The 6,988-nt window shown below is 70.3% G+C and carries 9 protein-coding genes; 7 read left to right on the forward strand and 2 right to left on the reverse strand.

Going from position 1 to position 6,988, the window contains the following annotated elements:
- Positions 1 to 779 (forward strand): ZIP family metal transporter (locus HOQ08_RS04430; RefSeq protein ID WP_291192059.1); only part of this gene is annotated, 779 nt, incomplete at its 5' end.
- A gap of 130 nt (positions 780 to 909) precedes the next feature.
- Here the strand turns inward: HOQ08_RS04430 and HOQ08_RS04435 are convergent.
- Positions 910 to 1,806, reverse strand: coding sequence for a manganese catalase family protein (locus HOQ08_RS04435; protein ID WP_291192061.1), 897 nt, complete (start codon positions 1,804 to 1,806; stop codon positions 910 to 912).
- 214 nt (positions 1,807 to 2,020) lie between these two features.
- Positions 2,021 to 3,493 carry an AAA family ATPase gene (locus HOQ08_RS04440; RefSeq protein WP_291192063.1) on the reverse strand — a complete coding sequence of 491 codons (1,473 nt, stop codon included), beginning with the start codon at positions 3,491 to 3,493 and terminating at the stop codon, positions 2,021 to 2,023.
- A 163-nt stretch (positions 3,494 to 3,656) separates the two neighbouring features.
- Between HOQ08_RS04440 and HOQ08_RS04445 the strand changes: the two genes are divergently transcribed.
- The 6 genes from HOQ08_RS04445 (at position 3,657) to HOQ08_RS04470 (ending at position 6,941) form a co-directional block, all read left to right on the forward strand.
- Positions 3,657 to 4,754 (forward strand): PQQ-dependent sugar dehydrogenase, encoded by a 1,098-nt coding sequence (locus HOQ08_RS04445; RefSeq protein WP_291192065.1) that lies wholly within the window; start codon positions 3,657 to 3,659, stop codon positions 4,752 to 4,754.
- A gap of 65 nt (positions 4,755 to 4,819) precedes the next feature.
- On the forward strand, positions 4,820 to 5,440 hold the full coding sequence (locus HOQ08_RS04450) for a YbhB/YbcL family Raf kinase inhibitor-like protein (RefSeq protein WP_291192067.1): 621 nt from the start codon (positions 4,820 to 4,822) through the stop codon (positions 5,438 to 5,440).
- A 125-nt stretch (positions 5,441 to 5,565) separates the two neighbouring features.
- Complete coding sequence (locus HOQ08_RS04455; RefSeq protein WP_291192069.1) at positions 5,566 to 5,721, forward strand: DUF1328 family protein; 156 nt, start codon at positions 5,566 to 5,568, stop codon at positions 5,719 to 5,721.
- Positions 5,722 to 5,829: 108 nt separating this feature from the next.
- On the forward strand, positions 5,830 to 6,192 hold the full coding sequence (locus HOQ08_RS04460) for a hypothetical protein (RefSeq protein WP_291192075.1): 363 nt from the start codon (positions 5,830 to 5,832) through the stop codon (positions 6,190 to 6,192).
- A 24-nt stretch (positions 6,193 to 6,216) separates the two neighbouring features.
- Positions 6,217 to 6,663, forward strand: coding sequence for an ABC transporter ATP-binding protein (locus HOQ08_RS04465; RefSeq protein WP_291192071.1), 447 nt, complete (start codon positions 6,217 to 6,219; stop codon positions 6,661 to 6,663).
- Positions 6,660 to 6,941 carry a hypothetical protein gene (locus HOQ08_RS04470; protein WP_291192073.1) on the forward strand — a complete coding sequence of 94 codons (282 nt, stop codon included), beginning with the start codon at positions 6,660 to 6,662 and terminating at the stop codon, positions 6,939 to 6,941. The genes HOQ08_RS04465 and HOQ08_RS04470 overlap by 4 nt, the downstream gene beginning before the upstream one ends.
- Positions 6,942 to 6,988: the final 47 nt, after the last annotated feature.

A 6,988-nucleotide genomic window follows, 5' to 3' on the forward strand; every position in this document is an offset into this window, starting at 1 on the left:
GCCATGCCGCAACCACGCGCCACGCCGCGACCGTCCCGGGCCGGAGCCGCCACGGCATGACGCCGCTGCTCGCTGCGTTCCTCGGCGGCTGCGCGGGTGCCGCCGCGACCGCACTGGGCACGCTGCCGGCGCTGGTCGCCCGGCGGATCGACGCGCGCACGCAGGACACCATGTTCGGCTTTGGCGCCGGCGTCATGCTGGCGGCGAGTGCGTTCTCGCTGGCCCTGCCTGGCATCGAGGAGGCGCGGCGGCAAGGGCAGGGGGCATGGAGCGCCGGAGCGCTGGTCGGCGTGGCGATCCTGCTGGGCGCCGCCGCGCTGGTGGTGATCGAGCGCGTGCTGCCCCACGAGCACTTCATCAAGGGCCCGGAAGGACACCTGCCGTCGCGGCTCAGGCGCGCCTGGCTGTTCGTGATCGCCATCTGCCTGCACAACCTGCCGGAAGGCCTGGCGATCGGCGTGGGCTTCGGGCCCGGTCTGGCGCACGGCGCGGCGCTGGCGACCGGCATCTCGGTGCAGGACCTGCCCGAAGGCCTGGTCGTGGCGATCGCCCTGATGGCCGTGGGCTACGGCCGCGCCTGGTCCGTCCTGGTAGGCATGGCCTCGGGCCTGATCGAACCGGTCGGCGCGTTGGCCGGCGCCAGCGTGGTGATCGACTATCCGCTGCTGCTGCCCGTAGGGTTGGGGTTCGCCGCCGGCGCGATGCTGTTCGTGGTCAGCCACGAAATCATTCCCGAGTCGCACCGGCAGGGGCACGAGCATTTCGCTACCGGGGCCTGATGGTGGGCTTCGTGCTGATGATGCTGCTCGATACCGCGTTCGGCTGAGCGCGCAGACGGGCGTAGGTGGCTTCAGCTCATCTTTTCCGCGGCGCGCCGGATGCGGGCTGAAAGCCCACCCTACGTCGGATCTAGTGGCGGGTGCCCTGCGGCTGCCTGCTGCCGCGCCCCAGCTCGGCGCCGGTCTCCGGGTTGATCGACGGGTTGGAGCGCGTGCGCTGGGCCATCTGCATCAGCGCGGAGCGCTCGTGCTCGCCCATCGACACCTCCGGCATGCCGCTGCCGCCGTCCATCGCCAGCATCTGCTCGCGATCGGACACGTACTGGAAGTTCTCGTCGCTGTTCCACGGCCCGCGCGTGTCGCCCTCGCCCTGCGAGGTGTTGACGTAGACGTTGGCGAACTCCGGCTTGCCCGGCAGCTTGCCCGGCGGGAAGTTGGGCTGGATCGCGTACAGCGCCTTCTCGAAGGACTGCTGGTGCGAGATCTCGCGCGTCATCAGGAAACCCAGCGCCTCGCGCACGCCGGCATCGGCGGTGAGGTTGATCAGCCGCTCGTAGATGATCTTGGCGCGTGCCTCGGCAGCGATGTTGGAGCGCAGGTCGGCGGTCGGTTCGCCGATGGAGTCGATGTAGCCGGCGCTCCACAGCTGCCCGCCGGAATTGGTCAGCGCCGGGCCGCCGCCATACAGTACCTGGGTCACGTGCGAGTCGTTGCCGGCGCCCTGCAGCTGGCGGAAGGCCTGTGCCTGCTCCTCGGCGCCCTCGGCGAGCTTGCCCTTGGCGCCCTTGTTGAGCATGCCCACGATGGTGCCGATCACCTCCAGGTGGCTGAGCTCCTCGGTGGCGATGTCCAGCAGCATGTCCTTGCGGCCCGGGTCGTCCTCGGCCAGCGCCTGGGTGAAGTAGCGCATCGCCGCGGCGAGTTCGCCCTGCGGGCCGCCGAACTGTTCGAGCATGAGGTTGGCCAGCGCCGGATTGCATTCGGCGACGCGCACCGTGTACTGCAGGCGTTTGTTGTGGGCGATCATCGAAAGCTCCTCGTGTCGTCTGCGGAGGGAGACGACCGGCACGGGGCACCGGCCGCAGGGTGTCCGGAGGGGGCAAGAACCGTGCCCCGGCTGGCGGCGCGGTTTGCGGGTGTTCGCAGGCGCCGGAGGCCGCAAGATTTGCTCGCGGCTGCAACAATTGCAGGGTGCAGGCGCTTGGCTCCTTCTCCTCTGGAGGAGAGGGAGCAAGGCGGAATCAGTCGGCCGGCACGCAGCGTTCGCGCGCCCAGTCGCGCAGGGCCTGCACCTGCTCGCGCATCAGCACCGACAGTGGCCGGGTCTGCTCCAGCGCATGGCGCAGCGCGGCCTGGTCCGGCGGCGTGCCGTTGCCGGCGGTGTCGTACAGCGCGCTGACGATGGCCTGCTCGATCTCGGCGCCGGAATAGCCGTCGCTGGCGGCGGCGAGCGCGGGCAGGTCGAAGCCGGCGGGGTCGAGGCTGCGGCGCTTCAGGTGCAGCCCGAATACCGCCACGCGCGCCTCGGCCGAAGGCAGGTCGACGAAGAAGATTTCGTCGAAGCGGCCCTTGCGCAACAGCTCGGCGGGCAGCTGGTCGACCGCATTGGCGGTGGCGACCACGAACACCTTGGCCTTGCGCTCGGCCATCCAGGTCAGCAGATATCCGAGCACGCGACGCGAGACGCCGCCATCCTCGCTGCCGCCGCTGGCCAGGCCCTTCTCGATCTCGTCGATCCACAGCACGCAGGGCGCGAGCAGCTCCACGCTGGCCAGCGCCTCGCGCAGGTTCTTCTCCGTCTCGCCCTGGTACTTGTCGTACAGCGTGCCGAAATCCAGCCGCACCAGCGGCACGCCGAAGCCGCCGGCGGTGGCCTTGGCGGCCAGGCTCTTGCCGCAGCCCTGCACGCCCAGCAGCAGCACGCCCTTCGGGGGATCGAGCGCCGGCTGCGGATCGAGGAACACCGCGCGCCGCCGCTCGATCCAGGCGTTGAGCCGCGCCACGCCGGCGACGTCGGCGAAGCCCGCGGTGGCGTATTCGTAATGCAGCAGGCCCGAGCGGTTGAGCAGCTCGAACTTCGCCCGCATCAGCTCGGGCAGGTCGCCCGCGCCCAGCGCGCCGTCGTTGTAGATCAGCTTGCGCACGATGCGCCGCGCATCCGGGCCGGACAGGCCCACCAGGTTGCGCACCAGCGTGCGCGCCGCCTCGCCGTCGACCGGCAGCGCACGGCCGTGCTCGCGCTGCCATGCGGCCGCCTCGCCGCGCAGGATGCCGGCCAGTTCCTTCAGGTCGGGCAGCGCCAGCGGCACGCGCGTGGCCAGCGCTTCCAGTTCCACGGGCAGCTCGACCTTCGCGCCGACCAGCACGACGGTGTGCGCCGCGCTCTTCTGCCGCTGCACGATCTCGCGCAGCTGGCGCAGGCTCATGGCGTAGCGCAGGAACGGGTGGAAGTCGAACAGCAGGTAGATGCCGCGCTCGTCGGCGGCGCGGATCGCCTCGAGCGTGGCGCCGGCGTCCGGTGCCACGATGTTGCCCGGCTGGGCGAAATCCAGCCGCGCGAGGCCGTCGGTCAGCGTCCAGCGCCACAACGGGCGCAGCGCCTGCGCGAGCACGTGCCGGAAGCACTCGATCACGCGTTGCTCGTCCACCGTCTCGATCACCACCAGCGGCGTGGCCGCGCGGACCAGCGTGGCGAGGTCGTCCAGTTCGCTCATGCATCCCCCTTGAAGGCGCGTACGGTAGCAGGGACGGGCAGGGCGGTTGGCCTTCCGGATTTCGGCGAAGGTCGACCGTACGCCCGACATCCGACCAACCCCATCCGTTCCCACTTCACGCCGACAGCGCTACGCTGCCCGTTCCGCCGCAAGGAGAAGCCTCATGCGCGTGCTGCTCGTGATGTTGCTGGTCCTGTTCGCCTTGCCCAGCCGTGCCGCGCCAGCGCTGGACAGGCTGAGCCTGCCCAAGGGCTTCCACATCGCGGTGTATTCGGGCCAGGTGCCGCAGGCGCGCGAGCTGGCGCTGGGCGCCAAGGGCACGGTGTTCGTCGGCTCGATGGATGCGGGCAAGGTCTACGCGCTCACCGACACCAACCACGACGGCCGCGCCGACAAGGTGCGCGTCGTTGCCAGCGGCCTGCAGCTGCCGGTGGGCGTGGCCTTCCATCACGGCGACCTGTACGTCTCGGCGGTCAGCCGCATCGTGGTGCTGCGGGACATCGAAAACCACCTGGACGATCCGCCCAAGCCGCAGGTGGTCTACGACAAGTTTCCCACCGAGACCGCGCACGGCTGGAAGTTCATCGCGTTCGGACCGGACGGCAAGCTGTACGTACCGATCGGCGCGCCGTGCAACCTCTGCGACAAGGGCAAGGCCTACGCCAAGCTGACCCGCATGAATCCCGACGGCACCGGGCTGGAGGACGTCGCCTACGGCATCCGCAACAGCGTCGGCTTCGACTGGCAGCCCGCCACCGGCAAGCTGTGGTTCACCGACAACGGCCGCGACATGCTCGGCGACGACGTACCCAGCGACGAGCTCGACCGCGTGGACCGCATGGGTGAGCACTTCGGCTACCCGTACTGCCACCAGGGCGACATCCTGGACCCCGAGTTCGGCAAGGGCCACAGCTGCAGGGACTACGTGCCGCCGGTGCTCAAGCTCGGCGCGCACGTGGCCTCGCTGGGCATGCGCTTCTATACCGGCAAGCAGTTCCCGGCGTCGTACCACGGCGCCATCTTCGTGGCCGAGCACGGCTCGTGGAACCGCACGAAGAAGTCCGGCTACCGCGTGATGGCCGTGCGCCTGGACGGCGACAAGGTGACCGCCTACGAACCGTTCGTGACCGGCTTCGAGCAGGACGAGCAGGCCTGGGGCCGGCCGGTCGACGTGCAGCCGTTGCCGGACGGCAGCCTGCTGGTGAGCGACGACCTGGCAGGGGCGGTGTATCGGGTGACCTACGGGGGCGCGGAGCACTAGCGCTCCCGCTCTCCCGGATGAGGGGGCTGCTTGGGTTTTCGCCAATCAACCGCGAGGAGGATTCCATGCAACTGCGCAGCAACGACTTTGCGGACGGCCAGCCGATCCCGCCCCGGTGCGCCTTCGGCAAGCCGGGCGAGCCGATCGCCCTGTCCGACAACCTGAGCCCGCACCTGGCCTGGCGCGATGCGCCGCCGGAGACGCGCTCGTTCGTGCTCACCTGCATCGACGTCGATGCGCCCAGCCGCGGCGACGACGTCAACAAGGAAGGCCGCACGGTCAGCGCCGACCTGCCGCGGGCGGAGTTCGTGCACTGGCTGATGGCCGACATCCCGGCCGAGTGCGGCGAACTGGGCGAGGGTTCGTGCAGCAATGGCGTCACCCCGCATGGCAAGCGCGCGCCGTCCGGCCCGCCGGGCAGCGTGCAGGGCGAGAACGACTACGGCGGCTGGTTCGCCTCCGATCCCGACATGGCCGGCACCTATCTCGGCTACGACGGTCCGTGTCCGCCCTGGAACGATGCGCGCGCGCACCGCTACCGCTTCGAGCTGCACGCGCTGGACGTGGCCGGGCTGGGCCTGGCCGCCGGCTTCGGCCTCGACCAGCTGCATGCGGCGATGGCCGGGCACGTGCTGGCCAGCGTCGGGTTGACCGGTACCTATGCGATCAATCCGCACGCGGCGTGAACGGGAAGGACGCACTGGCACGCGCCCCTTCACGTGCAGATGGCAGCCCCTGTGGATGAATGAAAACGTCTGGCCTTGCAGGCCGGCCCACCAGGGAATCCGCTCCCACCCATGAGGAAGCCGCCATGCTGCACTACGCCATCGTCTTTCTGGTCATCGCCATCATCGCTGCCATCCTCGGTTTCGGCGGCATCGCGGGCGCGGCCGCCGGCATCGCGAAGATCCTGTTCATCATTTTCCTGATTCTGGCGATCATCGCCTTCTTCCGCCGCGCCAGTTGAGCCGGCGGCGCCGCCACCCTTCAACGGGAGAATGCCATGCCCAATCCGATCCAGAGTCCCTCCACTCCGCGCGACCCCGGCCACAATCCGGCCGTGGCCGACCCGGGAATGAGCGATCCGCTGTCCACGGACACGCCTGTGGCGCACAGCCGCATCGACCAGAGCGCGGAACGGGTCAAGCAGGCCACCTCTGAAGCGGTGGCGCGGACCAAGGACGCGGTCAACCACACCGCCGACAAGGTCGAGGCCGGCATGCACCACGCGACCGACAAGGCCGCCAGCGCCGCGCACCGGGCCAACGACAAGGCGGCCGACCTGGCCGACCGCGGCCGCGAACTGCGCGACGACACGATGGACAAGGCCGAGGCCTGGATGGCGCAGGCGCGCGCCTACGTGCGCGAGAAACCGATGCAGTCGATCGCCATTGCGGTGGGCGCCGGCTGGCTGCTGGGGCGTATCCTGCGCCGCTGATCCTTCCGCTCACGGGTGCCAGGGATGCCTGAGGCCGAACAAGTCGACCCCGAGGGTGCCGCCGAGGCGCCGCACACCGGGGTGCTCGCCGAGCTCGGCCAGCTCGGCCAGGCGATCAAGCAGCTGTTCGGTGCGCAGCTGGAACTGCTGTCGGCCGAGCTGGGCCTGGCGCGCAGCGCCATCTCGTGGATGTTGCTGGCCGGCCTGGCCGCCACCATCGCCGGCGTCGGCCTGGGCCTGACCCTGCTTGCGCTGGTCGGCGTGCTGCTGGCCAAGTGGTTCGCCTCCTGGGTCTGGGCGCTGATGGCGCTGGCCGTGTTGCAGCTGGTGTTCATGCTGGCAGCCATCGTGTTCTTCCGCCGCTGCATGCACTGGATGAGCCTGCCCGCCACACGCAACGAGTGGAGTGCGATGATGCGCCAGACACGGGCGCGGGCCCGGCGCCAGGTGGACGGGGAGGACGCGGCATGAGCATGTTCGGCCAGCACGCGCGGGTACGCGCGGCGCAGCAGCGCATGAGCGAGGCGCGCCAGGCCGTCGCTGCGCCGGCCTCATCCCTGCTGGCGCGCGGCGAGCGGCATCCCCTCATCGTGCTCGGCGTCGCTGCCGGCGCGGGCTTCGTCATGGGGCGCATGAACGTCCATCCGCTGCGCCTTCCCGGCATGGGCGCACTGGTCGGCGGCGTGATGAGCGAACTGACCGCGCTGGGCGCCCGCTTCCTGGCGCACGCCACCGCCGAGGACGCATGAACCTGCCTGATCCTGCCGCCACGCCGGCCGCGGCCGACGTGGCACCC

The organism is Frateuria sp. (assembly GCF_013362045.1).
Classification (GTDB): domain Bacteria; phylum Pseudomonadota; class Gammaproteobacteria; order Xanthomonadales; family Rhodanobacteraceae; genus Frateuria_A.

Coding starts and splice junctions, on each gene's coding strand:
- HOQ08_RS04450 (WP_291192067.1), top strand. CDS start 4,820: ATGCAACTGCGCAGCAACGACTTTGCGGACGGCCAGCCGATCCCGCCC.
- HOQ08_RS04445 (WP_291192065.1), top strand. CDS start 3,657: ATGCGCGTGCTGCTCGTGATGTTGCTGGTCCTGTTCGCCTTGCCCAGC.
- HOQ08_RS04465 (WP_291192071.1), top strand. CDS start 6,217: ATGCCTGAGGCCGAACAAGTCGACCCCGAGGGTGCCGCCGAGGCGCCG.
- HOQ08_RS04440 (WP_291192063.1), bottom strand. CDS start 3,493: ATGAGCGAACTGGACGACCTCGCCACGCTGGTCCGCGCGGCCACGCCG.
- HOQ08_RS04455 (WP_291192069.1), top strand. CDS start 5,566: ATGCTGCACTACGCCATCGTCTTTCTGGTCATCGCCATCATCGCTGCC.
- HOQ08_RS04470 (WP_291192073.1), top strand. CDS start 6,660: ATGAGCATGTTCGGCCAGCACGCGCGGGTACGCGCGGCGCAGCAGCGC.
- HOQ08_RS04460 (WP_291192075.1), top strand. CDS start 5,830: ATGAGCGATCCGCTGTCCACGGACACGCCTGTGGCGCACAGCCGCATC.
- HOQ08_RS04435 (WP_291192061.1), bottom strand. CDS start 1,806: ATGATCGCCCACAACAAACGCCTGCAGTACACGGTGCGCGTCGCCGAA.